Here is a 26,176-nt window from a genome sequence, read left to right on the forward strand (position 1 = left end):
GGACGTAAGCCCTGCGATACCGTCGGACCTGGGAGGACGCACGTACATGGACAAGCCCTCGCAGTTGGTCGAGTTCGAGCACATGGTGCTGGGCCGGCATCAGCTCGGCAATGACAAGCGCCGTCGGCAGGCAGACCGTCTCGAGCGCAGCGCCTACATCATGCTCAGCCGGATCCGGGCGCAGGGGCCGATGTCGATCGGTCAGCTCAGCGAGGCGTTCGCGCTCGACGCCTCCACGGTCAATCGCCAGACGGCGCAGGCGATGCGGGCAGGACTGCTCGAGCGGATTCCCGACCCCGACGGGGGCATGGCCCGCAAGTTCCGGTTGACCGAGGAGGGCGTGCGGCGGCTGGACGCGGAGCAGAAGGTGCACGTAGAGGAACTGGACAAGGTCTTCGAGGACTGGCCGGCCGAGGACGTGACAGCCTTCGCGCATTACCTCCAGCGTTTCAACACCAGCATCGAGCGACTCAGCGGCCAGCCCTGGCCCCGGTCCTGACCCCTTCTTCGCGATAGTTCTTTGCGATAGCCACAACGCTCAGGGGCGAGCCTCACGTCGCCCTTGTGGGCTACCTCCGGCTCAGGGTAAGGAAACCGGAACAATCACGATCCGCACCGACCGCATAAGCTTGATGACGTGGACCGATTCGACGGTGCGATCGCGGGGCTGGGCACACGGTCCGGCGTACGGCTGGTCGTCGGCATGTGGCGGGACTCGCCGTTCGGACCGGTGACCGACGTGATGATCGAGCGGCCGGACGGACACCGCATACTGATCGCACCGACCCCTTCCGTCGCCGACTACATCGCGACCACGTACACGTTCGACGAAGTACGGGTTGAATCCGTCGTACTCACCGTCGAGAGATCGGGCCGCCTCATCGTCCGGAGCCCCTCGGTCGAACTCGCGCTGACGACCGGCCGCCGCACCGGCGTCGGGGTACTGCTCACACTATTGCCACGGCCACTCGCCCGAACCCGCGGCTGGTGCCGCCTGATCAACCCGGTAGCACGGCTGGCACGTCGAGGCGTGCGCACCAACGGCAGCGCCGGAGGCGCCCGCCACGAGTACTACTGCGCCCTGGACGAACGCCTACTGACCTCAGCATCCGTACGCCTCGACGGGCACGATCCAGGCCCCCTCACCACGGTCACCCCTCCGGTCCGGTTCGGCTTCGGCTCAACTCCCCCGCGCCCCGCGCTGGTGCGGGTGACCACACTCATCGTCGAAGACGCGTCCAGGCGCAGGGCTGCCGGCTTGCCGGGCTGACGGGGGCTGGGTACCGACAGGCGTATCCACGCTTGGCGTACCGTGGCGACGGCTCTGGCCTCGAAGGTCATACCGACGGGTGGGATCTGAAGGTCGTTGACCCCGCCGTAGGCCCGTCGATCGTCGTCGCGGCTCCACTGAGGACGGCGAGCCAGCCTGTCCGCACTGCAGGCCGTCACCGCGCAGGGCGATCGATGGTCAATCAGACCTCCAACTGCTCCTCTACACGCTTGAGATAGTGCCGCGCCATGGCCAGGTTCGACCGTGACCTGTCGATCACCAGGTAGATGAAGAGCCCGTGCCCGTTACTGCCGACGACGGGCCGGAGCAGGTGATACTGCGTGCCGAGAGTGATCAGAATGTCGTCAATCTTGTCCTGGAGACCGAGTGTCTCCATCGTTCGCATCTTGGCCCGGATCACATCTGTGTTCCCTGCCGCCGCGACGGTCAGGTCCAGTTCCTTGCCGCCCCCGAGAACACCGAGCGCCATACCGCTGTTGTAGTCGACGACGGCCGCACCCAGCGCTCCCTCGACCTCGGTCAGCAGCATCTTGAGGGAGACATCCACATTGGTCATTCGGTCCTCCGTACGCAGGGCGCAGCCAGTTGCACAGCCAGTTTCACTCCAGACGCTAGCCACCCCGCGTGTTTTCCATAGGCATATGCAACACACTGCGAGCTCGCGGAGCGCTTCTTGCAGTAATGCCTGCTGGACACCTGTCGTATAGAGATCTACGCACGCAGGAAGCCTCCGGTCACGGCCGGGCCCGGAAGGTCATGACGCTGCAGCCGACAGCCCCTGAGCAACACCCGGCGTGTAAGGACACCCGCTTCACACGAGAGATGTCCGACTCAGGAGGCCTTGCTCCAGGCCGGCGTCGCCCTCAACTCCGCACACTTGCGCGACAGATGATCGCCTAGGCTGCACTGCATGACGCTGCAACTTGTTCAGGTGAACTTCAAAGCCCGGGACGACTCGGCGCTCGGCCAGTTCTGGGCGAAGGCACTCGGCTGGGACGTATCCAGCGAGGGCCCCGGCGTCACCAACCTGGAACCCGTGGGCTTCGACTGGCCGGACCCGTCCGCCGTCTGTATCGATCTCGTCCGTGTCCCGGACCCGGAGGCGGTGAAGTACCGAGTACACATCGAGCTCGCCACCACCTCCGAAGCCCATCAGGCGGAATTGGTCGGACGCCTGACAGATCTCGGGGCATCACCCGCCTCTGATAGTTCGGGCGACACTCCGTGGACCGTGATGGCCGACCCGGAAGGCAACACGTTCAGTGTTCTGGAGCCCCGGGAGCTCTACCGGGACACCGGGCCGATAGCCGCCATCGTCGTCGATTGTGACGAGCCGCAGGCCATGGTCGAGTTCTGGGGCGAGGCGATCGACTGGGCCGTCCACGAGCTGACGGACGAGCGAGCGCTGCTGCGTTCAGTCAAGGGTGTGGGGCCGTACCTGGAGTTCCGGCGTACGACCGAAGCCCAGGCCGTACGGAACCGCATCCATCTCGACGTGATGTCCGAGCCCGTCGAGGATCAGGCGAGGGAGGTCGCCAGGCTCGAAGGCCTCGGCGCCAAAAGGGCCGACGTGGGTCAGGGTGACGTCTCCTGGGTCGTCCTGACCGACCCTGCGGGCAACCAGTTCTGCGTCCTCGGCCGGGGCTGACTGATTACCCGTACTCAATGGCCTGGAGCGCGGCCCTCCTAGACCGGCAGGGTGGGCTGGGGTCACCCAGGATGTCGAGGGTCTGGCGGTGCTACGGAGCGAGCCGACGCAGATGGGCGCCTGCTCACCCCCTCTCCCCCACCGCAACGATGCCGAACGCTGGAGCGCTTGGCGTCACTCTGCGCGACCTGGAGTGGCTGCAGATGCCCGGTCCTGAACCTGGAGCCGGGCATCTCGCAGAGCAAGTCAACACATGGCGGGGACCAGCTCCTCGTCTATCGGGCCCAGAACCAGGCTGGTCTGCCCGGCTGCTGGCCCCTGCCCGCCATGGTCCGCGCCACCTCGACGGAGGTCGTCTGGTCCGGCTTCCACCAGCCCCAACGTCCCGAGTGGGGCGAACTGCCCCTGGGCCCCTACGTCTTCTCGCGCCCGGCCTACGACGAGGCTCTGGCCGCGCCGGGCCCGCTCACCCAGGACCCCCTCGCCTCGCTGCTGGGCGAGTGCTAGCCGAGAGCAGGAGCCCGGCGCCGCCCCTCCACGTCGTGGAAACCCGATCCAGACACCAACTGACCACTCTCGCCAGCCCCCACGCCGTTCGCCGTCGAGCCGCCACCACGCCGGCAGTCCTGTCTGCCTGCGCGCGGGCTACTGATCCGGTGACGTGCGGACGCCCGCTCGGTAGGCGCCGGGGGTGGTGCCCATGGTCTGGGCGAACGTGTGGACAAACGCGCTGGTGGTCGCCCAGCCACAGGCGTGGGCGGTGTCGGTGACGGCGGCGCCTTCGGCGAGCATGATCAGCCCGGTGAAGAGGCGGGCGCGGGTGCGCCACTGGGGGTAGGTCATGCCGAACTCGTCGCGGTACAGCCGCGAGAGGGTGCGCTCGCTCGTGTGCACCTGAGCCGCGAGCTGGGCGAGGGTGTGAGGCTGACGCAGGTCGTTCTCGACGAGGCGGCAGGCGTCGGCGAGGCGTCGGTCCTGTGCGGCGGGCAGGGCGATCGGCTCGGTCGTGACGCGGCGCAGCCGGTCGCGCAGTACCGCGTCGATGTGCCTGGTCTCGGACGGTGTGAGGGTGGTGCTGGTCAGGGCGATGAGAAGTTCGCGGACCAGAGGGTCGACGGCGATGACGGTCGGCTGCCGGGCATTGAGCAGAGGCGTTTTCCGGGTGGGAAAGCCGATGGTGTGGAAGCGGCTCTGTCCGTAGAAGCGGTGCTCGTGCCAGGTGTTCGCCGGGACCCACAGGGCCCGGTCGTTGGAGGCGATCCAGGAGCCGTGTTCGGTGGTGATCGCAAGGACGCCGGAGCTGACGTAGATGAGCTGGTGGTCGTCGTGGCGGTGCCGGTCAATGATGTCGCCACCGTCGCGGAACTGGGTGCTGGTCGGCGCGACAGGCGTATGGCGGATCTGCGACATGGATAGGCAGAATACGGGAAGTGCGCCCATGGTGTTCTTCTCCATCGTGGAGGGGTGACATCGACTCAGGAAACAAGCACTCCCCTCCATGCCGATGCCTCGCCAGGGCACTGGCGTCGGATGCGGATCTGGGCCTGCGCCCATGCCGTCGACGACTTCTACCAGGGCCTGGTGCCCGCGACCGTCCCGTACTTCGTGCTGCAACGCGACTTCAGCTACGTGCAGGCGTCGGGGCTGGCGCTGGCCGCAACGCTAGGCAGTGCGTTGCCGCAGGTACCGATCGGGCTGCTGGCCGACCGGTACCGGATGCGATGGATGTCGCCGCTGGGCATCAGCCTGGCAGGGACCGGGGCAGGTCTGTCCGGGCGGGTGACCTCCTACCCGCTGGTGTTCGCGCTCCTGCTGCTGGCGGGCGTGGGCATAGCCATGTTCCATCCGCCGGCGGGGCGCGATGCACGCCGCGCGGCCGGCGGCAGCGCCACCGCGATGAGTTACTTCGCCGCCGGCGGCAGCGTCGGCTTCTTCGTCGCCCCGGCGCTGGTCACACCAGCTCTGGACACCCTCGGGATGAAGGCGACCGCGCTGTTCGTCCCGCCGGCCGTCCTCATGGGCTTCATCCTGCTGCGCCACCACCATCGCACCGCCGGTGCCGCGGCAAGGACGGTTCAGCGTCAGGGCACGGACCGGCCCGGCCTGTTCGCAGCACTGACCGCCGTCGAGATCGTGCGCTCCACCATCTCGACCGGCCTCAACACGTTCATCTCCCTGTACTGGATCCGCCACCTTGAGGCGAGCAGCGGCCTCGGTGGCCTCGCCCTGACCCTCGAACTCGGCGGTGGCGTACTCGGCACACTGCTCGGCGGCCGGCTCGCCGATCGCATCGGCATGGTCCGCACGGTCCAGATCGGCAACGCCGCCATGCTGCCCGCACTGTGGCTCATGCTGATCTGCGACGACAAATACGCCGCGCTGCCTCTGGCGTTGCTGGTCGGGCTGATCTCGAACATCCCGTTCGCGGTGCTCATCAAGCTCGGCCAGGATTACCTGCCCAGCAGGCCCGGCACGGCAGCCGGGGTGACGCTCGGCCTCGCCATGAGCGCCGGCGGTCTGTTCATGCCGCTGCTGGGCATCGTCGCCACCCACTACGGCCCCCGGGGCGCGCTGATGGTCCTCGCCACCGTCCCGATCCTCGCGATCCTGCTCTCAACGGCATTGCGCGAACCGGTCCATCACGAACGGGAGGCCTCAGGGGATGCCCCTCCCCCGACCGTCTGACCCCGCACGGTCGATGCGAGAACCCTGCACGGCATGCGCACGCACGTAGTCGTCCACGATGCGATGCGGCCGATGCCGGCGCTGAACCGGGTGGCCCGGAAGCGTAGTTCGTCGCGCGCTTGCAGCGACAGCAGCAGCGGCACGCTCTGCCCATTCACCGCATAGGTCACCACCAGGAACCGGCCCAAAGACGACCGGATACAGTGCGCGCAACGGCAGTCCGGTTGCTTGAGAAGGGGCAGCGTGACCGACACCAGCGAAACCTCACCCGCCGACAGTGGAGCGGCTGCGGCTGAGCACAGCCGACTGCGCCGCCTGATGCGCTACATCCCCCTCATCGCCCCCGTCCTGCTGTGGGCCGTGCCCTGCTGGCTGCTGCTGCACACCGGCCAGCACTGGCCGCTCCCCGTCACGCTGGTCGGCACCGCAGTGTTCGCCCTCGGCCTGATCTGCATGCCGCTCGCGATGATGCGCGGCCACGGGCGGCGGCAGCAGGACCGGGCCGCGATCGTCGGGGACACCCTGCTGGGCACCAGCTGGGTCCTGTTCACCTGGTCCGTCCTGCTCGGCGTCCTGCTGCGGCTCGCCCTGGCCCTGGCCGGCGTCGGTGAGGGCCAGGACCGGGCCCGGATCGTCACCTGGGCGGTCCTCGGCACAGCGGCCGTGCTCCTGGCCTGGGGATACGCCGAGGCCCGCCGGGTGCCACGCGTGCGTCACCTCGACGTGGAACTCCCCCGCCTGGGAGCCGGATTGGACGGCACCCGCGTCGTCCTCATCACCGACACCCACTACGGCCCGCTCGATCGCGCTCGCTGGTCGGCACGGGTCTGCGAGACGGTGAACACCCTGGAGGCCGATCTGGTCTGCCACACCGGCGACATCGCGGACGGCACGGCCGAACGCCGCCGCGCCCAGGCCGCCCCACTCGGCACCGTACGGGCCGGCCGGGCGCGGGTCTACGTCACCGGCAACCACGAGTACTACAGCGAAGCCCAGGGCTGGGTCGACCTGATGGACGAGCTGGGCTGGGAGCCGCTGCGCAACCGCCATCTGCTGCTCGAACGCGGCGGCGACACCCTCGTGGTCGCCGGCGTGGACGACGTCACCGCCGAGTCCTCCGGCCTGGCCGGCCACCGCGCCCACCTCGCCGGAGCCCTCAACGGCGCCGACCCCGACCTACCCGTCCTGCTCCTCGCCCATCAGCCCAAGTTCGTCGACCGGGCGGCAGCCGCCGGCATCGACCTCCAAATCTCCGGGCACACGCACGGCGGACAGATCTGGCCCTTCCACCACCTGGTCCGCATCGACCAGCCCGCACTCGCCGGTCTCAGCCACCACGGCACCCGCACTCTTCTCTACACCAGCCGTGGCACCGGCTTCTGGGGTCCGCCGTTCCGCATCTTCGCCCCCAGTGAGATCACCCTGCTCGTGCTCCGCTCCCCGCAGCGGCCCCCCTCGCCGTAGACCTGACCGGGCTGGAGGGGGGTGGGCTGTTCCAGGTCGCGGTCACGGTCACGGTCACGGTCACGGTCACGGTCACGGTAGGGATGGTGCGAGGCGTGCCCGGAGCAGGACGACAGCACCCCTCTACGACCAAGGTGGGTTGAAGACGCGTTCACACGAGCTGCTGATGAGTCCTGCAAAAGTGCTGCGGCATTTCGGGAGCCATCAGCCGCCGGCCGCGCAGGGATCTCACTGCACTCACGTGGCATGCTGCGCCGGTTCGCGACACTTCAAGCAGCAATCGCGCGGTTGACTGTTGAAAGTGTTGAATTCACGCGTACCGCCCACGCTATCGATGGAATCCGCGCATTCCGATGGCAAGTACGGGCATCCTTCGAGGGCCGACTGATCAAGGTCTTGTGGCTCACGGGTGCAGCGGCGCCTCATGCCCAAGCCGCCACCGACTCTGCCTGTACCTCTGCGAAGCCGCTGGACACACGCTCGACCAGCCCACGCCCGAGCGACGGCTGTCGGCCGCGAGACGCTGCAAACAAGCCAGCTGATCACCGTTGACGAAGGACCGCATCCGTTCCAGGTGTGCCGACGAAAGGTATCTCCGTACGGTTGGTCGAGGAGGAAGCCAGACATGACGCGCACGCCGAATCTGCAGCTGCGCCGTTTACTTGACGATGCGCGATGGACGATGGAACAGCTGGCTCGCTCAGTAAATGCTCTGGCGAGCCACGAAGGAACGTCTCTCCACTACGATCGCACGTCGGTGGCGCACTGGCTCAGGGGTACACGACCGCGCGATCCCACCCCGCGTCTGATTGCCGCCGCGCTGGGCATTCGCCTCAATCGCGCACTCACGCTGTCCGATGTCGGTCTGGCAGCTCCCCCTGCTTCGGGGCCGGCCGCCTCCAGCCTCATCGAAGATCTCCTGAAGACATGCGCCCCTCCCCCTGCTCACGCAGAACAGCACCCTGCGCCGTCAGTTCACACGTCGTCGTCCGGGCAACGCGGAACGACCGCGCCAACACCACGTGAAGCAACAGCTGCGTTCTTCATTCATCTGCACTACCGCTACGGCAGTCATGGCAGCAGTGCGCTGACCACATACATCACGGACGAGGGGCCCCGAGACACCTCTCCTGCGTCACTGACCGATTCCGCGAAGCTCGCCTACACACTCGGCCTGCTCGTCGCAGACCGCGCAGAACCTGGACGAGCGGACACACTGTGGCAGCACACCATTCGTCTGGCGCAGCACGCGGGTTCCCCTGACCTGCAGTCCATCGCCCTACGGGCCCGCGCAGCCCTGGCCCACCGCCGCGGGCAGCACATCACCTCACTCAGCCTGGCCGACGAGGCCCGCCGTTACGCCCAGGCGCCTGCCACTCAGGCCTACTCGGTCATCATGAGCGCCAGTATCCTGGCCGCTATCCACAACGCGAAAGCCGCCCGACGCGCCCTCGACCGGGCCCAGTCGCTCTACCAGGCGCCCGGGGCGCTTGATGATCCCTTCACGACGTACCCAGAAGCCGGATTCCTTTTCCAGCAAGCCCATGTCCTCGCTGACTGCGGTCACCGGCAGGAGGCCATTGCCGTACTCAACGAGTCTCTGGAGCTGCGCCCCGCGGCGGAGTTGCGCAATCGGGCTCTGACTCACGTCAGGCTCGCCCAACTCCTTCTGCCTTCCTCGGCAGCTGCCGCGACGCCCCACCTGAATGCTCTGCTCGATCTGGGTCTGCCCGGGCAACTGCGATCGGACGCCGTCCAGGACGCGCTTCGCGGCCTCGTACGCAGCGTGCGCAACGAGCCGCTCACCCAGCGAAATGCTCAGCTGCATCGATGGGTGGCGCGACTGGCGTTACCGGCGCGCTGATTGGTGATCTCCGTGTGCGCATGCGCTCCTTCGCACCGACGGATTGGGCGCGCCGGCGCTGTTCTGTCCGGCGTCAGCGTTCTTCGCTCCGTGGAGCCGCGGTTCTTTTGCCTCCGGCTTTTCCGCCCACTCGTGCAGGAGAGCTCCGGTCATCAATGGGTCGTTCATGCCAAGTTCACTCTCCGCCTCGACAGCCGCCTTCCGAGAGCGATGCTGGTACAGCTCGCACCCGGCCACGAGCGGTCACAGCCACCCGGGTGAACTCACTGTTGCTCTCTGGCCTTCGACTCGCCTCCGCGGACGCGGAGCGGACCTCGTCCTGGTCCGCTGGGCCAAGCCCGATTCTTTGAGGCTGAGTTCAGGTACGGAAAACAGGCCCGCCGGAGCAACCCGCCGAGGGGTCGGCACTTTCCAACGCCTCCACCGCACAGCCCACAGCGGCCCAACGCCAACGTCGACCATGAGAGTCATCGCAGAGTTGATGCCGCCGTGTGACTGGCGTCCCGCGGGTGGGCGCCCCGTGGAGGCAAAGGTCAGGCATCCCCTCCGCACAAGGGCCCTCGCTATCACCGCATCCCGCCCTCATCGGCAGCCCTTACGATCACTACACCTGGCGGCCCATCGTGAAGAACTCGGCGTTGGGTTGCAGTGCCGTCAGGTGGGCCATTCGGTTGGACAGGGCAAACAGTGCGGTGATCGCCCCGACGTCCCAGATCTCGTCCTCGGTCAGTCCCGCAGCGCGCGCCCGCTCCAGCTGCGCCTCGGTGAGCGAGGCGGAATCCTGAGCGATCACCAGCGCCAGATCCACGAGAGCCCTGTGCCGGGGGCTGAGCTCAGCGCCGTAAGGGTTCGTGGCTACCTTCTCCGCGATCTCTGGGTCCCTGGTACGGATCCGCAGGATCGCGCCGTGCGCCACTACGCAGTAGGTGCAGCGGTTGGCCCCCGAGGTTGCCACCACGATGAGTTCGCGCTCGGCTTTGGACAGCCCCTCGTCCGAGTCCATGAGGGCATCGTGGTAGTCCAGGAAGGCCCGCAGTTCACGGGGGCGCCGGGCGAGAGCCAGGAAGACGTTCGGTACGAACCCCGTCTTCTCCGCGACCGCCTCGATCCGCTCCCGCAGGTCCTGTGGGAAATCCGCCAGTGCAACGTGTCCGAAGCGGCTCACACTGTGACTGCTCACGCGTCGACTCCCTTTCCAACAGGTTCACTTGGGTGGCCGCGTCGCGCGCAGCCCCCGCTTTGATCGTCACTCCCCCGTTGAGGGCGCGGCACACCACCTGACGGTTGTGGCCTCTCGAGGCGAATCTGCAGGATGAAGAGATGCTGCAGGTCAGCTGACGGGTGCGAGCGCAGCTTGGTGGCGCTTCATGTGGGCCGTGTCGGCGCTTGCCCATCCGGAACGATCAAGGTTCCTCCAGTGCTCAACGCAGGGAGAATGGCGTAGGGAGACAGTTCGGATCCCGATGCTTGCCGGAGACTGGTCCGGGTGTGCTCGTGCAGGCCGAGGCGGGAACACAAGGCAGAGACGGTACGGGTCGCCGTGCGGTGACCGGTCGCGGAGGCTTCGGCAGTTCCCGTTGCTCGCCATATCCAGGCATCACCCGCCCGTTTGGCGAAGTTGTGGGCCGGCAGTGGAGGAGCGTGCGCGGCCGTGCGCAGCTGGATCGGCGGGACCGTCCAGATGGTGGGGACGTCATACGGATCGGTTGCGTCTACGGGGGTGGGATCGGTAGGGCTGAGCGCCGCGTCCCAGGTTCGGTCCGTGAGGACGAAGCGACACCCGGAGCGGGCGAGTTCGACCTGCTGTCGTCGCGGCTTCCTGCGGGGGCTGACGGGGACACAGCATCCGCCGCACAGCAGGATTCCCAGGAGGGCGCTGACGTAGTGCCGGCTGTCGTGCACGCTGATGCCCACTCTGTCGTCGTGTTTGACCCCGTGGCCGACGAGCACGCTCGCTACCCGTCGCGCGTGGTAGGCGAGGGCGGTCCTGCTCAGGCACCCTCGCGTGTCGAGCAGCGCCGGCTGCGCCGGACTCGCGTGACTGAGCGCGAAGAATGCTTGGTGGACGAGTTGGTCGGTCAAGGCGGCGGACGACGTCGTAAGGCCCCTGTCGCGCTTGTGTCCCGTTCTGTTGGTCATGGGGCCGGGCAGCAGGCGAGAATGGCGCGCCGTCACCTGCCAAGCCGCTGTCGCATTCATAGGTCGCTCCGTCTCCTTGAAGGATTTCAAGACCTCACTCTGTGAGCGCTTTTCCGGCGCTTGATTCGGCTGGGCGGCACCTTGGCGCAGTGCCCGATGTCGCACGGGTGAGAGAACACGGCCTGTGAGGCGAGATTTCGTGCTCCTGCGATTTCGCCGACGGCGGCGCCTGCGCGGGTGACCTATTCCAGCCAGTCAATGGGCAGGTGGCCGACCGTATCTTGCGCACGCCATCTGATAAAGGGGCTTCCGCATCGCACTGAGGGGAAGTGGCGTGCGCCCGGCGCATCCGGTGGCGTATTCGTGCCGGACCGAGACTTCGGACCACGAAGGTCTGCATCGCCGCTGAACTGCGAACATGCGGAGCGCTCCCGGGTTCTCCTCGCCCTGTCGCCAACCGCAGCGAGCGGCGCAGATGTTGAATCTGTTGAATCCCGGGAGTGGCCCAACCGATTCAAGGAAGACGCCACTACAGCAACCGCACACCGTCCGCTCGAGCCCGCACGTACCGGACGGCACACGACCGCCCTGTGCGGGCCTGGGATCACCCCGCGCCTCAAATCAAGCGGAGGACAGAAATGGCCACCACTACCCAATTAGTGCGATCAGAAGTTGAATCGAATACGCCGGACGTTCCACGGCTCGTCTGGAAGTACGCACACCACTCGCCCACCGGCGGCAGTTTCACTGCGCAGCACCGACTCACGCACCTTCAGGTGGTGTGGCACGGGGCGCCGGACGGAGTGGTGGTCCGTGCCGAGTCCGAGGGGCTGTGGACCCCGTGGGTGCGTCTGCCGGGCCTGGTGCCGACGGGCGGATCGCGGGGCGACGGCGACTACTTCGGTCTCATCGCGCTCCCGCTCAGTGAACGCTATGAGCTGCGCGTCCCCCGAGGCGCGTCGGTGGTGCGCATCGTCGAGCTCTGTCTCGACCTGGACCCTGCGTCTGCCGTGCGTCCCCAACCCGTGAAGGGATTCCGGTTCCCCGAAGGCCAGAGCATCCGCAGCGACTTCGTCTCCCGTGCCCAGTGGGCGGCAGGAGCGGAACTTGATCTGCGCGACTCTGGTCAGCCGGGCAGCCATCCGCAAGTGATCGCTCTTCAGCATGTCTGTGCAGAGGACCTTCTGGAGGGCTCAGCGGACTGCGAGAGCAACGCGTGGCTGAACATGTCGGCCCTGGCTCGATGTTGTTCCGACATACGGGGCCGCGACGAGTTGCCGTGGCACTACCTCATCGATGCTCAGGGATGTATCTGGCAGGGCAAAGCGCCGGCTCCGTGTGCCGCCCCCGGCCGCATCTCACCGCCCGACGACGAAGTGATCATGCTGGGGGTCCTGGGCGGCCGCGACAGTGACCCGCTGGCCGGCGCGCGTGCCGGCCAGGTGACGGCGTGGCTGCTGGCTCTGTTGGCCGGCACCTGCGGCATTCCCCCGAACACGAATCTGGGTACCGCTTCACGCTGGCTGCCCGTCGCTGCGGATCCCGCGTTGTCGTCCCACCTGCCGCTCCTGCGGCGTCAGGTGCAGAACCTCCTGTGCTGAACCGTCGACAGCCGTCCGGCCCTCATGCCCCTACTTGGGAGAGACTCCATGTCAGGTGAAACCGTTACGGGAGCCCACGTCGTGGTGCACACGTTGGAACAGCTCGGCGTGCGGCATGTGTGGGGAATTCCAGGTGGCGCGGTACTGCCGCTCTACGACCCGCTGGCGCGCAGCAGCTCGATCCGCCACGTACTGGTCCGCCACGAGCAGGGCGCCGGACACGCGGCCGAGGGATACGCCTTGGTGAGCGGGAAGCCCGGAGTGTGTATCGCCACCAGTGGACCGGGAGCGACCAATCTCCTCACCCCTCTGGCCGATGCATGCGCGGACTCGGTCCCCCTGGTGGCTGTCACCGGGCAGGTGGACAGCACGGCTCTGGGCACTGCCGCCTTCCAGGAGGCCGACATCTGTGCCCTGGCGGCACCGGTGACGAAGCTGAGCCGTCAGGTCACCCGCGCCGCTGACATCGCCGAGGCACTCAACGAGGCATTCCATCTGGCCGTTTCAGGTCGCCCCGGTCCGGTCCTCGTCGACGTGACCAAGGACGCGCTGCAGGCTCCCACCGCCGTAGCGCCACTGTCCGCAGTGCCGGCTCCGCCCTCCTCTCCGGCGCCGGACCAGGCGGCCATGGAGACCGCCGCGGCCATGATGCGGGCAGCAGACCGGCCCGTCCTCTACATCGGAGGGGGCGTCCTACGGGCGCGGGCCACGGGCGAGCTACGAGATCTGGTGGACGCCACGCACATCCCGGTGGTCACCACCCTTGCCGCTCGCGGTGCCTTCCCCGACAGTCACCCCGCACACCTGGGGATGCCGGGGATGCACGGGACCATCGCCGCGGTCGGGGCGCTCCAGCACGCGGATCTGGTCATCGCCGTGGGCACCCGCTTCGACGACCGGGTGACGGGGAAGGCCGACACGTTCGCACCGCATGCCAAGGTCATCCACGCCGACATCGACTCCGCCGAGATCGGCAAGATCCGTCACGCCGATCTGGCCGTGCACACCGATGCCCGACGCTTCCTGACTGACCTGTACAAGGCATGGGCCCATGGCCGTTCCACTACGGCCCACGAGTCGTGGCGCGAGCAGCTGCGGGCCTGGCAGCACGCCTATCCCCTGGGGTACGAGCCCTCTCGCGAGGGGGCTGTCGCACCACAGGAGGTCATCGAAGCGGTCGGACGCATCGGCGGCACGCACACACGTATTGCCACGGGTGTGGGGCAACACCAGATGTGGGCCGCCCAGTTCATCTCCTACGAGCGTCCGGGGAGCTTTCTCAGTTCCTGCGGCCTGGGGACCATGGGCTACGGGCTGCCCGCCGCGATGGGCGCTCAACTCGCCGATCCCCACAGCCCCGTGTGGGTCATCGACGGCGACGGATCCTTCCAGATGACCTGCCAAGAGCTGTCCACGTGCGTAGTGGAGAGCATTCCCGTCAAGGTCGCCGTGATCAACAACGGCGGTCTGGGCATGGTCCGGCAATGGCAGGACCTCTTCTACGACGGACGCCGCGCACACACCACACTGCCTCGCAGCACCCCTGACATCGCGGACCTGGCCCGCGCCTTCGGCTGTGTGGGGCTGCGCTGCACGCGCCCGCAGGACATCGAGCCCGTCCTGGCTCGCGCTCAGGCCGTCAACGACCGCCCGGTCGTCATCGACTTCCACGTCCGCGCCGACGAGACGTTGTGGCCCATGGTCATGCCTCACTCGAGCAACAGCGCCATTCAGTTCGCACGAAACATGTCGCCCGCATGGGGCGACGACGCCTGATCCAACCCTCTCTCACCAACAGGCACACCACCGCTATCTGAGGAGAACGAACGACATGGACATCATCGACCTGACGGCCGGCCACCAGCACGAGCGAGTCGTGCTGTGCAGGGACGCCTCCAGCGGACTGCGGGCCGTCATCGCGGTACACACCACCCGCCTGGGGCCGGCCCTGGGCGGCACGCGATGTATGCCGTATCCCAGCGAAGAAGCAGCCGTCGAGGACGCCTTGGAACTCTCGCGCGCGATGACGCACAAGAACGCCATCGCTCTCCTGCCGCACGGCGGCGGCAAAGCCGTGATCATGGCCGACCCCGCCACCGAGAAGTCTCCGGCGCGGCTGGATGCGTTCGCCGTCTTCCTGCACTCCCTTGCGGGCCAGTACATCGCCGCCTGCGACGTCGGCACCGCCCCCGCCGACATGCAACGCATCTCGCACACCACCCCCTACGTCACCGGCCGGCCGGCCGAGCACGGCGGCGCCGACGACTCCGGTGAACTCACCGCCTTCGGCGTGTTCCAGGCCATGCTGGCCTGCGCCGAACACACCTGGAACTCCGCGGACCTGTCCGGACGCACCGTCGGCGTCACCGGCCTGGGCAAGGTGGGGCGCCGCCTCGTGGGACACCTGCGCCAGGCAGGAGCGAAGGTCGTGGCCACCGACGTGCTGCCGCAGGCGCGCGCACAGCTCCAGAGCCGCCACCCCGACGTCACCCTGGTCGAGGACGACGACGCCGTACTGGCCGCCGGCCTCGACATCTATGCACCCTGCGCGCTGGGCGGCGCGATCAGCGCCGAGCGGGCCGCCACGATCGAGGCGCGCGTCATCTGCGGCGCCGCCAACCGCCAACTCCAGGAGAGTGGCCTGGACCACGTACTCCACGAGCGCGGCATCCTCTACGCCCCGGACTTCATGGTCAACGCGGGCGGCGTCATCCAGATCGCCGACGAGCTCAAGCACTTCGACGCCGAACGCGCCCGGGCCCACACCCAGCGGATCCGCACCACCACGCGCGAAGTCCTCGCCGAATCCGCCGGCACGGGACAGACACCCCACCACGTCGCCCTGGACCTCGCGGAACGCATCGTGGCACGCGGCCCCGCCACCCAGACGGTCCGCTGAACTCATGGCATGTGAGACTCCCGAGGAAAGGCGCACCACCGTGACCGGCAAGCCCTCCGTGCTGTACGTGACCGACCCGCATTACGGAGCCCAGGGCGGACGTTCCTACGGAGCAGAGGACGTCTTCCTGACCGACCAGCTCCGCGACGCCTTCGCGATCACCACCTGCACACCTGCGCAGGCCACCCACATGCTCGAAGAGCATGACCTGGTCGTGGTCCGCAACAGCGGCCCCGTCATCCACTACCGCCTCGAGTACGAGCAGTTCTGCAAGCAGGCGGCAAGCACGGGTGCGCTGGTCTACAACGAGCTGCGGGGCAAGGCCGACATGGCCGGCAAGGCCTACCTCCCCCACCTCTACCGCGCGGGCTGTCCGGTCATCCCGACCATCGAGGACCACGAGGAATTCAGCGCCCTGCCCAGTGCTGACGGCTACGTACTCAAGCCGCTGTGGGGAGCGGACTCCATCGGGCTTCAGCACCTGTCACCCCGGCAGGCCGCCACCGTCGAGCGGACAGGCAACCTGCTGCAGCCGACGGTTCCGATCCGCTACGAGGTCTCGTTCTACTTCGTCGACGACATCTTCCAGTACGCCCTCAACGCACCTGATCCACAGGCTCGTTGGGCATTGGAACCCTACGAGGCCACGGCCGCCGATCTCGCCTTCGCCCGCTCCTTCATCTCCTGGAACGACATCCGCCACGGCATCCAGCGCGTTGACGGCTGCCGTACCGAGGACGGGCAACTGCTGCTCATGGAGATCGAGGATCTCAATCCGTACCTCTCGTTGGACCTCGTACCCGACAGCACCAGGCGCACGTTCGTCGACGCGTTTCGCACAGCGCTCGGCCGGTACCTCGCCGCCGGGCACCGCGGGTAGCGCAACTGCAGCCGCGCGTACGGCTTATGAGTCGTACGACTTCAGGAGTTGCCAGGCGACGTCGCGGTGCAGGACGTAGAGGATGCCCTAAGGCGGTGCGAGTTCGCGCTCCGGTGCGTGCGGAACTACGGATATGTGTCACGGCGCATGGCATCGCCCCGTCCGCTCGACCCGAAGCTCTGCGATCCTGGCGTGCGCGAGGGCGAGCAGCGTGATCGCGGCGAGGAGAGCGGCGGGCTCGTTGTCTGTCGCGGGCAGGCCCAGACTTCCCCTCCTCCACAAACGCGTGCTCCTCACCGTCACTCAGGGGCGTGCTGCTCGGCAGCCAAGCCGTTCCGAGAATCGGCCGCCGCCGCGGGCATGACGATCACCGTGCAAGTGGTGAAGACTGGACAGATGCCTCGCGACTCCGGCGGACTCATGTTCGTAGCGCTCGGTCTCGTACTTGTCGCCGCCGGCTTCCTCTGGCGGGGACGCGTCCTGCGCCCCCTCTCGGCGAAACGGGCCCAGGCAGCCGTGATCCGGGACCGTTCCAGACATCTGCTGCGTTCCGCGGACATGGCGATCGCCGAAGCGCGCCGCCGGGCCGCACGCGGCGAACCGGCCATCGTCACGGTCGGAGACGTGGCCAGCGTGGCGTGCCAGCACTACGGGCACGTCTTCGTGGAGCGCGAGGAGGCGGCTGCCGCCCTCCGCCAACGCTATGAGGCCGCCGACTGCCGGGTGGACTGCGTGACCGACGCTTTCAACTGACTGTCTGGGCCGGCGCGCTGGATTTCGGAGTTTCGCTGGCTCGCGAGTGGAGCGGCGTCAGTCGCTGCCAGAGGAGCCAGAAGGAGACGGCCGACGCGATGCGGAGGTCTGCGATCAGCGCTCGACGCCGTCGGGGTACGGCTTTCCGTGAGGCCGCCGAGACCGTGTGGGGTACGGGGAAATCGGTTGATCTCGGCCGTTTTTCGCTGCGAGGCGGTCAGATCTGATCGCCCCTGCGGGCAGCTTCGCAGTCGCGGGCGCGCCTGCCACGACCGCCCGTTACCGTGACCTGGCATGGCGATCAGAACCAGCGCGGAACTCATGGCCTGGCAGCCGCCAGCCGAATGGGACGGCCTGAGCGGAGACGAGCGACGGTCCTACCTGCACCAGCACGGCATGCCCACCACGTTGACGCCGTCGGACTGGGACACCCTGGACCGCGAGCAGCGGGGGGTGTTCGTGGAATGGCGCTTTCGGATCCTGTGCGACACCCCCGAGTCCCTTGCTCGCGACCGCGCCTTCAAGGAGGGCGAGTATCGCGAGGGGCTCAGTGCGTGGTCAGCAATGACGATCTGGTGGTGCTTGTGCCTGACCATCGCTGTGGTGCTGATCTGGGGACTGGGCACCGCCAGTGAGCACGTGGGGTTGCGCATCGGAGGGACCGTGTTCGTGGTCATCGGGTACGCGCTGGCGGTCTACGTGCCGATGCGTGTCGCCAAGCCCTGCCCGCCGCAGCCTTGACAGCGCGCACCGCTGGCGGCGGCATGGGTGGCTGGCAGTGCTGTGGCGGCGTGATACCCAACGCCGCGGAGACCACGGTGCGACAGCTGAGGTGGTTCATGCCGCTCTCCTATGCGTACGCAAGCCCGGGTTACTTCGGATCTGAAGGTGCGTGCAAGGTGCGTGCATCAGTGGGGCGCCGCCTGGAGAAGGCACGTGGCTCAGCCCTTCCCGCCGCGGTGGGATGGTGCTGGCCACAGTCCCTGCCCGGACATCGTGGCCCGGGCAGGGGGCAGCATGGGGAGACTGCTCGGGGCGCGTGTGCCCCGAACGGACGTACTGAAGGGGTTACTTGACGGTGATCGAACCCGCGTAGCTGGCGTTGGCGGCCGAGGTGCCGATGGAGACCGGGACCTTGCCGGCGGGGATGGTCCTCCTGCGAAAGCTCCGCTGCAGCAACAACCGGATCACCGACATCGTGCAGACCGTTCTCGTCCTTCACCACGCCTCAACCTCAGGTTGGAAAAGGCTCACTGGCAAAGCAGGCGACAAGCACACTGCACTGGACGAACTGCCGGCTGAGCTCTTGAGTCCTGACGTGCTGCCGTTAGCGACTGTGTCGCATGAGTCCACTACAGGGCCTGTTTCACACCGCACCGGTCTGACAGGCCGCTCCCTCATCACCGGACCTGTGGAAACCCGGTCACGCGGGCTGCCATAGTTCGACCCGATTGCCCTCAGGATCAGTGACCCAGCCGAATCGCCCGACACCCTCAATGTCCTGGGTCTCTTCGGCCACGTCCGCTCCCGTGGCGCGCAGCTGCGAGAGCATCGCGTCCAGGTCGTGGACCCGGAAATTGAGCATGGTCTGCTGCACGCGGGATCCGAAGTAGTCGGAGCCGGATTCGAACGTCGCGAACACCGTCGGCCCGGCCGCCTGACGCCACAGGCCATTGTCATCCGTGTCCAAACCGAGGCACTCGCGGTACCACGCGCTCAGGGCCGACGGGTCTGAGGCCCTCATGAAGTATCCACCGATTCCAAGCACACGCTCCATGCCGCCATCTTGCCAGGACGACCGTCAACCGGACTGGCAGTACACGAGCGTCTGCCTGCCTCGCCCTGCCGCCCTGAGCACCTAAGTTGACCGTCCCGAGCGAAGAGCTGAGGGGGTCTTCGGTCGCTGGCAGTAAGTCCTGCGCCTCAGGCGCGCTTCACGCCTGCTTGGCTAGGGGCGGCCTTTGCGGAAACCACGGGGACCATTCGTCGCCAGACGGTGGAACGTATCCGCGCCCCGCTGGAGCCGCTCGTGTCTCGGATCACGATCTACCGGCGCAGCACTGAGGGACGCTCTGACTCCGTGTCTCACGACGACCCGAGGGGCACGAAAAGGGCAACCAGGAGAACCGCGGGCAGAAAGATGATGCCGAAGCCGCTGACCCAGCCGACGCGCGGCGAGGACTGTGCTCCGACCGCGCGGCAGAACCAAATCGCCAGCGGCAGACACAGAAGGAACACCGGCCACGCGAGCCCCAAGAACGTGACACTCATCTACAGGTCCTCCCCCGAACCCACTCATGCGCCAGGACGGCGCCGAGCCCCCTCGACCTCCCCGACACCGCCGCCAGCCCGAGGCTCAAACTTGAACGCGTTCAAGGTAGCGCATGGCTAGCTACCTAAAGTCCGAACACCAGGAAGCGTCGGATCTGGGCGGGTGCGGTGACAGCCCGTCAGTTCTGTTGGCAGGCAGCCTGCTTGCACAGCCAGGAGTGGGCCGCACCCAGAACGCCACCCCGTTCGCGTACGGACGGGAGCTCATCTTCAACGCCCTCCATCCGGCACATCCGGGCACCGAGCGACGCGGCCCACCGAGAGCGGCGGGACTCGTCACCACCAGCAAGCCAGCCGCGAGGCGCGGTCGACGCCTTCCGGGCCTATCCCCTAAGCCGCCCCCGAGCGCCGCCCTTGAGGCACTAAGTGGGGAGCACTCCCCACTTAGTGCTACGGTCACCTCCGACACGCAAACGGGGAAAGATCCCCACTTCTGTCCGGGAGCCGCCATGCGCACGCAGCCCTCCACCGTCCAACTCGCTGACCTCACGGACGACTTCGCCGTCGACCCCTACTCCGCCTTCACCGCTCTGCGCTCCATCGGGCCCGTCCACCACGTGCGTTTCCCCACCGGGGACGAGTCGTGGCTGGTGGTGGGGCATGCGGAAGTACGCGCCGCGTTCGCCGACCCCCGGCTGCGCAATGACGTACGGCACTCCGCCGACTTCGAGGACGACGGGCTCTACTCCGTGGGCCGCAACATGCTCCAGGTCGACCCACCGGATCACACCCGCCTGCGGACCCTGGTGGCACGCGAGTTCACCGCCCGACGCGTCCAGGCTCTGCGCCCCCGCATCCAGGAGGCGGCCGGTGCACTCCTCGACGCCGTCGCCGCCGACGGCCGCGCCGACCTTGTGGCCGCGTACGCCTATCCGCTCCCGCTCACCATCATCTGCGAGCTGCTCGGCGTGCCGGACGTGGACCGGGCCGCCTTCCGGGCATGGTCCACCAAGGTCGTCGCCCTCGACGATGCCGAAGAGTCTGCCCAAGCCTCACAGGAGATGGCCGCCTACCTCGCGGGACTGGCGGAGGAGAAGCGGCGGCTGCGGGACGCAGCGGAGTGCGATCTGCTGCATGCACTGGTCCGCACCCACGACCGCGACGGCGGCGACCGGCTGACGCCGGAAGAGCTGCTCGGCATGGCCTTCCTGCTGCTGGTCGCGGGACACGAGACCACCGTCAACCTCATCGCCAACTCCGTACATCTACTGCTCGGCCATCCCCAGCAGCTCGCTGACCTGCGCGCCGAGCCGGACTTGTTGGAGAGCGCCGTGGAGGAAACGCTGCGCTTCGAATCCCCCGCGCCGGCGGGCACCTACCGCTACGCCGCCGAACCGGTCGACCTCGGGGGCGCCCGCATACCAGCGGGTGCGCGTGTCGTGCTCTCCATCGCCGCCGCGAACCGCGACCCCGCACGCTTCCCCGCCCCTGAACGGTTCGACATCCACCGCGACCCCGTAGCGACCCGAGCCCACCTCGCCTTCGGGCACGGCCTGCACCACTGCCTGGGCGCCCCGCTGGCCCGCTTGGAGGCGAATGTGGCCCTGCGCATCCTGCTGGACCGTTTCCCCGGTCTGGCCTTCGACGGCGACGGCACACCAAAATGGCGCGCGAGTCTGATGAGGAGCCTGCAAGAACTGCCGGTGCGCTGGTAGGAGTTAAGGCCATTTCGCGCGTTGAGGCAGACGAGAAGCGCTCCCCTACAAGTAGCGAGGGACCACGCGCGGGCTGGACGGGCCGGGGCCTGTCCAGAGGCTCAGTTCACGGTTGAGAGGGGAAGCAGACCGACTGGTCCGTGCTGCAGATCTCAGCCTTCGAGTTGATGGGGCCATAGGGACGGTCGAAGGTGAGGAAGGTGACCATCCGTCCTGAGGGAAACCTCGCTACGGCCTGGTTCACCGGTCCCGCGCCCGCCGCCCGCCCGACATGGTCGAAGTGCCGGTGACCACCCTCGGCGATCACGAAGCTCACCATTCGAGTCCGGCCCTCTTTGCCCTGTTCCAGGACCTGGTCGGGGTCACCGCGGCGAACGAGGAGCAGCCCGGGCGCAGGCGCCCGGTCGGGAAGAGTGCCACAGACCAGCGTGGTCTTCGCGCGCCGCACCAGGGCATAGCAGAAGGTGTGTCCGTCAGGCATCCACGCCAGCTCGCCGTTGTCGTCGTCCACTCGGTGAATCACGGTCACGATGTCATCCGAGGGGAGCTCGTACGGTACGGGGAGCTGGGCACGGCGTAACGCCGCACTCAGGAGCGCACCGTCGCGATCGGTAGCGGCGGCCTTGCCCCTGGGTCGGGCGGGCATCGTGTCGTACGGTCGGTGCAGGGCCGGCGGTTTCGTGCCCGAGGACTTCGTGGGTGTGGGTGACGCCGTGTGCCCTGACGTACATCCCGTCAGCGTCACCAGCAGCACAACACCCATGCTTGTCAAAGCCCGTCGCATCGACACCGCCATCCCCTCCTCGGCGGATCTTAGTTCGAAACGGCGTACGGAGGGGGTTGAGCGGTCAAGCCGCCTGCGTGAGCCGAGTGACGCGGCACCGTAAGGCTTCGTACTACTGCCAGGCCGCTGGGAGCGGAGCGGTCTTGAGCCCGGCCCGCCAGCTAACCCACGCTTGCTCAGCCGTCGGCGATGGACCTGTCCACCGCGTATCTGCTTGAACCCAGACGGGAACTGGCGGCGCGACGCGGGGAGTTCGGCGCCAGGCGCCGGCTGACTCCGGGGCGCCAAGCCCTGCTCGCCCTGGCCCACCTTCGCTGTGACGGCGACACCCACGCGCAGCTCGCGCTCCGATTCGGCATCAAGCTCGTCACTGGATACCGGTATGCCCGCGAAGCAATCGACGTAACGGCCCTGCTCGCGTGGACGCCCGCCGACGGGATGGCGACGGCCCGCACGAAGGCGTTCGCGATCGCGGAGGACCAGTGCGGCCGGTCGATTCGGAGCACCCCACGGAATAGTTGTCACGGCCTCGCCAGTTGTCTCTCACATGTGGAGTAGCGAGCAACTCGACCTGGACGCATATCTCACTCACCTCGGGTACGAGGGCGATCGAGCACCCACTCTCGAGACGTTGCGAGCCCTACAGCGTGCACATGTGCTGACTGTGCGGTGGGACACTCTCGACAGTTTCCTCTACCGAGAAGTGCGGCTGGACGTGCCGTCGGTCCAGGACAAGCTGTTGCGCAGGGGCCGTGGCGGCTACTGCTATGAGCACACCGTGCTCTTTGCTGCCGCTCTGGAAAAGCTCGGGTTCCGCTTCACTGCCGTCTCTGGTCGGGTGCAACTCGGCGCGGACTCCACCACGCCGCGCCCAGCGACCCACGCGATGCTGATCGTGGATCTGGACGGCACACGCTGGCTGAACGACATCGGCTTCGGCGCCAGTCCTCTGGAGCCCATCGAGCTGGCCGATGGCAGCCGCAGCGAAGGAGGACCGTGGCCGTACCTGCTGCGCCGGCAGAACGTAACCCACGGCTCCCCCGGCTGGGCAGTGCACCAGCGCGGGGACGGTGCGGAGGGGCCGGAAGGCTGGACGGTTCGCCAGGTCTTCACCGAGACCCCGCAGTACCCCATCGACTACGCGGTCGGGAACCACTTCGTGGCCACCCACGACCGCTCTCCGTTTGTGACCCGCCCCTACATCCAGCGCTTGCGCACGGACCGGCACGACACCCTCGACGCGCTGGTGTGGACGACGGAACGCCCCGACCGCGCCCCGGCGACCGAGACCGTTCAGCCGCAGGAAGTGCCCAAGCTGCTCGACGACGTCTTCGACATCCGCGTGGACCCTCAGGAGGCCAGTCTGCTGGTGACCCGGCTCACGGAGCTGAACGTCTGACCGGAGCAGAAACTGCTGGAGCGCCTGTCGCCCGCCAGGCCGGTGACGAATCCGATGACGAAAGGCGAGCGGCGAGCGGCGAGCTGAAGCTGCGCGTCTGGTGGCCGTCCCACTGGTCGACCGCCCCCAAGCGTCGGGGCCGAGGAAGGCCGAGGAAAATTGAGGACCTTAGTCCCGCATATGCCACTGCGTGAGGGATATCCGGAAGTACGTCGGAGCTCCGGTCGGGGTTTCGACGTCGCTACAGCAGAACGGAAGGAACACCTCGTGGGCATCATCGCCTGGATCCTCATCGGCCTCATCGCGGGCGCCATCGCCAAGGCGCTCACCCCCGGCAAGGACCCCGGCGGCTGCCTGGTGACGATGCTGATCGGCATTGTCGGCGGCCTGCTCGGCGGCTGGCTGGGCAAGGTGATCTTCGGCGTCCACTCGATCAACGGCTTCTTCAGCCTCTCCACCTGGATTGCCGCGATCGCGGGTTCCGTGATCGTGCTGCTGCTCTACCGGGTGGTGACAGGTCGCTCGCGCTGACCCTCCTCCATGTAAGCAGGGCTCTTGCGCATCGCTAAGGCACGTCGGTGAGTTGCTCTCCGCGCCGCCTATCGGACGACGAGGTCTGAGCTGCTCGAGCTCATAGGCGACGCCCTGGCCCTGGTGAAGGACTCCCCCGGGTGAGCGTGTCAGCGGCGAGACACCGCTCCTCACGTGAAGACAACACTCATCCCGCCTTCTTCCAGGATCTCAAGCATCACAGCAACCAAGTCATAAGGTGCACCGTCCGATGCCAGAACCCGGGACAAATGGTGGTGGGCGATCGCGGAGTCCCGCCAGTGCAGGGTTGCGGGGGCGGTGTAGCCGAAGTCTCCGCGAAGACAGTCCACCACGGCGTCCACGCATCCGCCGAAGTAGCCGCCCGGCCCGTTGACCGCCTCGCCGAGTGCCAAGAAGAGGCTCGCCTCGTCAGTGATGTGCCGGCCATCAAGCTCGTACGCAGCTCCGCCTGGCCGGCCCTGGTGCTTGAACCGGCAGCCCCTCTCGCGCACGAGGTCGAGCCACAATGCCCGCTGCCGGGTATCCAGGCCGGCCCAGAGGCCAGAGGTGGTGGGCGGGCCGGCGAGCCACCGGTCCATGACCGGACGGGCATGGCCAGGTACGGGTTCGTGGAACTCTTGGTCGAGCTCGAGCTCCAGGTCGATCAGGCCCGGCGCGTGCGCGGACGGGTGCCACGCACCAACCTTGGGGTGCAGCAGTCGGCTGGTGAGCCGATCTCCATTGTCGTCTCGTATCTCCAGCCAGGCCTCATCCAAGTCCAACGCGCGGCGGGTGCCCACTGCCAGTACCCGCCTCAGTCGCTCACTCGGTGCCAGGCCTCGCAGGACGAGCGGCGGTGCAGCCTGCTTGTCGGGCAGAACACGTGTGAACTCCCGGCACGAGCCCAGCCATTGGTACCCGTCGTGCAGGCGGACCTGGGCCCGGTGTCCTTCTGGCGGGCCCAGGTAGTCGTCCAGACCGGTGAGCACGAGAGCGTCCGTCCGCGCGTGCAGCCCGAGGCTTTCCACGTCTTCCAGCAGCCAGGCGTCGAGCGTGCTGTCCTCCGGTACCAGCCACACCTCACATCCGACCCAGCCTCGCACTTCGGTACCGGACGACTCCCAGCCGAACAGCTCGTACGTCCCGCGGCGGGGTTCCCTGAACAGCCCGTCGACCTCGACACAGGCACCCCAGACCCAACCGGGCTCTGTCCCCGTCAACACGTACCGCTCCGGCCTGTGTTGGCCGCCGCCCTCATACACGGCGGCAATCATGCCTGGACCAGAGGAAGCCGCGAAGCCCTTTTCACGGCTCACGCCGTGACTGTGACGACGACAGGCAGAGCCTCTCGGAGCAGACGGAGACCGGACCGGAGTTCACGCCCTACTGCGTCTGGGTCAGCAGTGGTGGAGCCTCACACCGACCGGTCCGCCCGTCCACACGGACGAGACGGCGAACGAACGAGCTAGGCTCACGCACCAAGGCGGGGCGTAGCGCAGCGGTCGACGCGCGCGGTCTCCAAAATCGCGAGGACGCCGGTTCGAATCCGGTCGCTCCGCCCCTCTCAGTCATCCTCGTACTGGTGTGCGCGCCCGCCTCGCCACTTGACCCACGACGAGTCGTCGAGCAACCCGTCCACGTTGGGCAGGCCCGCGCGGTGCAGGAAATCGACGAGGTCCGCATCCGAGTGCGCGAGGCCGAGGATCTGTCCGTGCGCAGTAACCCGCCGGCCGCCCGTGCCGAGCGGTGGGTGAACGACTATCGGGGCGCTCGCCACGCCCCCGGGGTGCGGGCTCACCTGCCCTTGCGCGACTTCACGAACCAGACCGCGGCAACGACGATCACAACCAGAAGGATCAGTATCTTCATGTAGGTCAGGTGCCCCCGATCGGGCCGGTCAGTCCAGCACGCCGAGCGCCGTGCCGGGCCGGCAGGCGGCGCGCCCCGTACTCCACATGCCACCGGGCAAACGGCCCAGCCGACGGGACACCAGAGGCCTGCCTCACAGAGCCGCCGCCCGCACCGTATCCGCCGCACGTCACCCGGTCGCTGCCCCTCTGCCCGCAGCAATCGACCCACCTCGGCGATACGGCGCCGCACAAGATTTGGTGTGCCGGAGCAAATTGCGGGAAGCGGTTCCGACGTGCGCCGGGTGATCAATGTGGCAGACACTTTCCCTTGGCGAGCAGAGTCGGAGAACGAGAGAGGCGGCATCGGCACGTGGCCCACACACCTTCTGACGGCCCGAGCGG

General features: G+C 67.6%; 26 protein-coding genes and 1 tRNA gene. 19 read left to right on the plus strand and 8 right to left on the minus strand.

Annotated elements, in window-relative coordinates; genetic code table 11:
* Positions 1 to 46: 46 nt before the first annotated feature.
* A complete protein-coding gene (locus ACQUQD_RS00885) occupies positions 47 to 499 on the plus strand; it encodes a MarR family winged helix-turn-helix transcriptional regulator (protein WP_428949945.1) in 453 nt (150 codons plus the stop codon).
* 138 nt (positions 500 to 637) lie between these two features.
* Positions 638 to 1,270 (plus strand): hypothetical protein, encoded by a 633-nt coding sequence (locus ACQUQD_RS00890; protein WP_428949946.1) that lies wholly within the window; start codon positions 638 to 640, stop codon positions 1,268 to 1,270.
* A gap of 202 nt (positions 1,271 to 1,472) precedes the next feature.
* On the opposite strand, the gene ACQUQD_RS00895 is transcribed toward ACQUQD_RS00890, so the two are convergent.
* Complete coding sequence (locus ACQUQD_RS00895) at positions 1,473 to 1,847, minus strand: hypothetical protein (RefSeq protein WP_428949947.1); 375 nt, start codon at positions 1,845 to 1,847, stop codon at positions 1,473 to 1,475.
* Positions 1,848 to 2,201: 354 nt separating this feature from the next.
* Here ACQUQD_RS00895 and ACQUQD_RS00900 point away from each other — a divergent pair, with 354 nt between their 5' ends.
* Together ACQUQD_RS00900 and ACQUQD_RS00905 are read left to right on the plus strand one after the other, a co-directional pair.
* Complete coding sequence (locus ACQUQD_RS00900) at positions 2,202 to 2,939, plus strand: VOC family protein (protein WP_428949948.1); 738 nt, start codon at positions 2,202 to 2,204, stop codon at positions 2,937 to 2,939.
* A 168-nt stretch (positions 2,940 to 3,107) separates the two neighbouring features.
* Entirely contained in the window at positions 3,108 to 3,446 is a 339-nt protein-coding gene (locus tag ACQUQD_RS00905) for a hypothetical protein (RefSeq protein WP_428949949.1), read from the plus strand.
* Positions 3,447 to 3,584: 138 nt separating this feature from the next.
* On the opposite strand, the gene ACQUQD_RS00910 is transcribed toward ACQUQD_RS00905, so the two are convergent.
* On the minus strand, positions 3,585 to 4,349 hold the full coding sequence (locus tag ACQUQD_RS00910) for an AraC family transcriptional regulator (RefSeq protein WP_428949950.1): 765 nt from the start codon (positions 4,347 to 4,349) through the stop codon (positions 3,585 to 3,587).
* A gap of 120 nt (positions 4,350 to 4,469) precedes the next feature.
* On the opposite strand from ACQUQD_RS00910, the gene ACQUQD_RS00915 reads away from it, so the two are divergent.
* From ACQUQD_RS00915 to ACQUQD_RS00925, 3 genes are all read left to right on the plus strand, one after another.
* Positions 4,470 to 5,624 carry an MFS transporter gene (locus tag ACQUQD_RS00915; RefSeq protein WP_428949951.1) on the plus strand — a complete coding sequence of 385 codons (1,155 nt, stop codon included), beginning with the start codon at positions 4,470 to 4,472 and terminating at the stop codon, positions 5,622 to 5,624.
* Positions 5,625 to 5,867: 243 nt separating this feature from the next.
* The gene (locus ACQUQD_RS00920; RefSeq protein ID WP_428949952.1) at positions 5,868 to 7,088 is read left to right on the plus strand and encodes a metallophosphoesterase; all 1,221 of its coding nucleotides are present in this window, start codon (positions 5,868 to 5,870) and stop codon (positions 7,086 to 7,088) included.
* Positions 7,089 to 7,713: 625 nt separating this feature from the next.
* Positions 7,714 to 8,952 carry a hypothetical protein gene (locus ACQUQD_RS00925; RefSeq protein WP_428949953.1) on the plus strand — a complete coding sequence of 413 codons (1,239 nt, stop codon included), beginning with the start codon at positions 7,714 to 7,716 and terminating at the stop codon, positions 8,950 to 8,952.
* A 604-nt stretch (positions 8,953 to 9,556) separates the two neighbouring features.
* Here ACQUQD_RS00925 and ACQUQD_RS00930 read toward each other — a convergent pair.
* Together ACQUQD_RS00930 and ACQUQD_RS00935 are read right to left on the minus strand one after the other, a co-directional pair.
* The gene (locus tag ACQUQD_RS00930) at positions 9,557 to 10,132 is read right to left on the minus strand and encodes a peroxidase-related enzyme (RefSeq protein WP_428949954.1); all 576 of its coding nucleotides are present in this window, start codon (positions 10,130 to 10,132) and stop codon (positions 9,557 to 9,559) included.
* A gap of 185 nt (positions 10,133 to 10,317) precedes the next feature.
* The gene (locus tag ACQUQD_RS00935) at positions 10,318 to 11,151 is read right to left on the minus strand and encodes an AMP-binding protein (RefSeq protein ID WP_428949955.1); all 834 of its coding nucleotides are present in this window, start codon (positions 11,149 to 11,151) and stop codon (positions 10,318 to 10,320) included.
* Between the two features lie 578 nt (positions 11,152 to 11,729).
* Between ACQUQD_RS00935 and ACQUQD_RS00940 the strand changes: the two genes are divergently transcribed.
* The 6 genes from ACQUQD_RS00940 to ACQUQD_RS00965 all read left to right on the plus strand — a co-directional run bounded on the left by ACQUQD_RS00940 (position 11,730) and on the right by ACQUQD_RS00965 (position 17,965).
* The gene (locus ACQUQD_RS00940) at positions 11,730 to 12,692 is read left to right on the plus strand and encodes a hypothetical protein (RefSeq protein WP_428949956.1); all 963 of its coding nucleotides are present in this window, start codon (positions 11,730 to 11,732) and stop codon (positions 12,690 to 12,692) included.
* Between the two features lie 24 nt (positions 12,693 to 12,716).
* Complete coding sequence (ilvB, locus tag ACQUQD_RS00945) at positions 12,717 to 14,468, plus strand: biosynthetic-type acetolactate synthase large subunit (protein WP_428949957.1); 1,752 nt, start codon at positions 12,717 to 12,719, stop codon at positions 14,466 to 14,468.
* A gap of 55 nt (positions 14,469 to 14,523) precedes the next feature.
* Positions 14,524 to 15,591, plus strand: a complete 1,068-nt coding sequence (locus tag ACQUQD_RS00950) for a Leu/Phe/Val dehydrogenase (protein ID WP_428949958.1) — start codon at positions 14,524 to 14,526, stop codon at positions 15,589 to 15,591.
* Between the two features lie 40 nt (positions 15,592 to 15,631).
* Positions 15,632 to 16,471 carry a hypothetical protein gene (locus tag ACQUQD_RS00955; protein ID WP_428949959.1) on the plus strand — a complete coding sequence of 280 codons (840 nt, stop codon included), beginning with the start codon at positions 15,632 to 15,634 and terminating at the stop codon, positions 16,469 to 16,471.
* A 396-nt stretch (positions 16,472 to 16,867) separates the two neighbouring features.
* A complete protein-coding gene (locus ACQUQD_RS00960; RefSeq protein ID WP_428949960.1) occupies positions 16,868 to 17,224 on the plus strand; it encodes a hypothetical protein in 357 nt (118 codons plus the stop codon).
* 294 nt (positions 17,225 to 17,518) lie between these two features.
* Complete coding sequence (locus ACQUQD_RS00965) at positions 17,519 to 17,965, plus strand: hypothetical protein (RefSeq protein WP_428949961.1); 447 nt, start codon at positions 17,519 to 17,521, stop codon at positions 17,963 to 17,965.
* Positions 17,966 to 18,647: 682 nt separating this feature from the next.
* On the opposite strand, the gene ACQUQD_RS00970 is transcribed toward ACQUQD_RS00965, so the two are convergent.
* Positions 18,648 to 19,001, minus strand: coding sequence for a VOC family protein (locus tag ACQUQD_RS00970; RefSeq protein ID WP_428949962.1), 354 nt, complete (start codon positions 18,999 to 19,001; stop codon positions 18,648 to 18,650).
* 308 nt (positions 19,002 to 19,309) lie between these two features.
* Positions 19,310 to 19,495 carry a hypothetical protein gene (locus ACQUQD_RS00975; protein ID WP_428949963.1) on the minus strand — a complete coding sequence of 62 codons (186 nt, stop codon included), beginning with the start codon at positions 19,493 to 19,495 and terminating at the stop codon, positions 19,310 to 19,312.
* A 509-nt stretch (positions 19,496 to 20,004) separates the two neighbouring features.
* Here ACQUQD_RS00975 and ACQUQD_RS00980 point away from each other — a divergent pair.
* On the plus strand, positions 20,005 to 21,210 hold the full coding sequence (locus ACQUQD_RS00980; RefSeq protein WP_428949964.1) for a cytochrome P450 family protein: 1,206 nt from the start codon (positions 20,005 to 20,007) through the stop codon (positions 21,208 to 21,210).
* Between the two features lie 106 nt (positions 21,211 to 21,316).
* Here ACQUQD_RS00980 and ACQUQD_RS00985 read toward each other — a convergent pair whose 3' ends face one another.
* On the minus strand, positions 21,317 to 21,739 hold the full coding sequence (locus ACQUQD_RS00985; protein WP_428949965.1) for a hypothetical protein: 423 nt from the start codon (positions 21,737 to 21,739) through the stop codon (positions 21,317 to 21,319).
* A 444-nt stretch (positions 21,740 to 22,183) separates the two neighbouring features.
* On the opposite strand from ACQUQD_RS00985, the gene ACQUQD_RS00990 reads away from it, so the two are divergent.
* The 3 genes from ACQUQD_RS00990 to ACQUQD_RS01000 all read left to right on the plus strand — a co-directional run bounded on the left by ACQUQD_RS00990 (position 22,184) and on the right by ACQUQD_RS01000 (position 23,924).
* Complete coding sequence (locus tag ACQUQD_RS00990) at positions 22,184 to 22,552, plus strand: helix-turn-helix domain-containing protein (RefSeq protein WP_428949966.1); 369 nt, start codon at positions 22,184 to 22,186, stop codon at positions 22,550 to 22,552.
* Positions 22,542 to 23,393, plus strand: coding sequence for an arylamine N-acetyltransferase family protein (locus ACQUQD_RS00995; protein ID WP_428949967.1), 852 nt, complete (start codon positions 22,542 to 22,544; stop codon positions 23,391 to 23,393). Before ACQUQD_RS00990 ends, ACQUQD_RS00995 begins: the two co-directional genes overlap by 11 nt.
* A 267-nt stretch (positions 23,394 to 23,660) precedes the next feature.
* Positions 23,661 to 23,924 carry a GlsB/YeaQ/YmgE family stress response membrane protein gene (locus ACQUQD_RS01000; RefSeq protein ID WP_428949968.1) on the plus strand — a complete coding sequence of 88 codons (264 nt, stop codon included), beginning with the start codon at positions 23,661 to 23,663 and terminating at the stop codon, positions 23,922 to 23,924.
* Positions 23,925 to 24,094: 170 nt separating this feature from the next.
* Here the strand turns inward: ACQUQD_RS01000 and ACQUQD_RS01005 are convergent, their stop codons facing one another.
* Complete coding sequence (locus tag ACQUQD_RS01005; protein WP_428957412.1) at positions 24,095 to 25,198, minus strand: barstar family protein; 1,104 nt, start codon at positions 25,196 to 25,198, stop codon at positions 24,095 to 24,097.
* Positions 25,199 to 25,408: 210 nt separating this feature from the next.
* Here ACQUQD_RS01005 and ACQUQD_RS01010 point away from each other — a divergent pair.
* Together ACQUQD_RS01010 and ACQUQD_RS01015 are read left to right on the plus strand one after the other, a co-directional pair.
* A tRNA-Trp gene (locus ACQUQD_RS01010) sits at positions 25,409 to 25,483 on the plus strand.
* A gap of 98 nt (positions 25,484 to 25,581) precedes the next feature.
* A complete protein-coding gene (locus ACQUQD_RS01015) occupies positions 25,582 to 25,797 on the plus strand; it encodes a hypothetical protein (RefSeq protein WP_428949969.1) in 216 nt (71 codons plus the stop codon).
* Positions 25,798 to 26,176: the final 379 nt, after the last annotated feature.

It is taken from the genome of Streptomyces sp. cg35 (assembly GCF_050410835.1).
In the GTDB taxonomy this organism is placed as follows: domain Bacteria; phylum Actinomycetota; class Actinomycetes; order Streptomycetales; family Streptomycetaceae; genus Streptomyces.